At 53.8% G+C, this 1,776-nt stretch carries 1 protein-coding gene; it reads right to left on the reverse strand.

Features of this window, described 5'->3' with window-relative positions; translation table 11 throughout:
- Positions 1-148: 148 nt before the first annotated feature.
- Positions 149-1,693 (reverse strand): IS1182 family transposase, encoded by a 1,545-nt coding sequence (locus ACFQUU_RS29205; protein WP_382252133.1) that lies wholly within the window; start codon positions 1,691-1,693, stop codon positions 149-151.
- Positions 1,694-1,776: the final 83 nt, after the last annotated feature.

Consider the following 1,776-nt stretch of genomic DNA (forward strand, 5'->3'; position numbering starts at 1 on the left):
TAACGAGGCTGTGCAAAAAGCCAACTTTCAAGCGACATGGCGCCTACTGCACGTTCAGTCATGATTCCAGTTTCCTGAATCGGTTTAGATAATCAAAGTGTCGGCCATACAGCTAAAAATGGCAAGAACAGCGCCTTCTTGCCTTTTTTTACCTCGCATATCCGTGATGCGCCAGCTTCTCAATGTTATGTACCATGCAGTACAGCTTCCATTGCGTATCAACCTTATGCTGGCCACGCAATGTAAAGCGATCCAGCCGCTTGTTGTAGCGCAGGTTGCCAAACACGGGCTCTACCGTGGCGATCCGCCGGCCATACAGCGCTCGGCCTTCTGGACTATCGATGCGGCGTCGCATCGTCTCGGTATGCTTCAGCGGTGAAGGTTGATTCCTGTAGAAGAAAGCGACTTGTCGCACCGCCGTCTTATCGGGAGTCCGGATACACTGTTCACGCAATTTGCATGGGAGGCACATAGGCTTGGATCCAGTAAATTTGTGCAGTGAACGTCCATTGATGACACAGTTTCGGCTATTGCTGTGTAGCTTCTTGCCTGCAGGGCAAATACACGTACCGGCGTCTGCGTCATAGCTAAAGTCTGCCGGACCGAATTTACCGTTCGATGATGACTTTACAATGGGTTTTTTGTTGGCCAGGGGATCCGGCTTGTTTCTGTGCTTTGCCTGCCCCTTGAAACGCTCGTCCCGCTTACGCATCAGTGCATCGGCAATCAACGCCGGGATACCCTTGTCATGCAGTTGCTTCAGGTTGGCTTCACTGTGGTAACCGGCATCAGCAGTAATTAACGTGTCTTTACGAGCGAACGGGCTGGCATGCGCAATCATCGGCAACAGCAGGCTTTGTTCCGATCCCGAACCATGCGCTTGTGCCGCCACAATCACCTGGCACGTTGCATCTACGGTGGCAGCTCCAGTATAGCCCTGGATCACACCTTTACCGGTGGCCATCTTCGCGCTGTCATTGTCAGTGACGTTGCTTTTGCGCTCAGGCCCCTTGCCGGAGGCATCACCGGTACGCTTAGGGTGAATGCGAAGAAATTCGCGGATCGACTGCGCTTCCGTCTGCAACGCATGAATGCGTTCCTGTTCTGCTTTCCGCTGCGCCTGTACTTGTTTTTTCTCGCTCTGCTTGTCCAGACGGCGATGCGTGTAGATCATGTGTTTGACGCGTCGCTCTATCGCATCGGCCTGGTGAGCCAGTTCAGCACGCGTGCCGCTGCGCGCCTTGCTGGCATTGCTCGGCAGTTTGACGCCGTCAATGGCAAACATGTCGCGGCCGATTAACCCTTGGCGGTCGCAGATAAGAATGACTTCGGTGAAGATGTCCGATATCTGGTCACCCAGATGACGGATGAAGGAAGCGATCGTAGTATAGGCCGGTTGTGTATCGCCGGAGACAGCCATGAACAGCACATTCTCGCGACACACCCGTTCAATGGCGCGGCTGCTGATGATGCCGCGCGAGTAAGCGAGCAATACGATCTTAAGCATGACGGCTGGGTCGTACGCCGGCGCTCCGGTGTCGTCGTTAATATATCTTGCGGCCAGCGGCGAAAGGTCAAACTCGGTATCGATCAGCACATGCAGCGCATGTTCGAACGTGCCTGGCTGGATCTGCTGTTCGAGGACTACAGGAAGAAAGCGCGGATTCATGTCGACCGGTTTGAAGCGTGCCATCGTAGCTCCTTCATCGCAGATATCACTTACTCAGACAGCACAAACGTCGATTCGTTTACACCTTTTTGCACAGCCTCAACGTT

It is taken from the genome of Herbaspirillum sp. GCM10030257 (assembly GCF_042666555.1).
Lineage (GTDB): Bacteria > Pseudomonadota > Gammaproteobacteria > Burkholderiales > Burkholderiaceae_D > Noviherbaspirillum.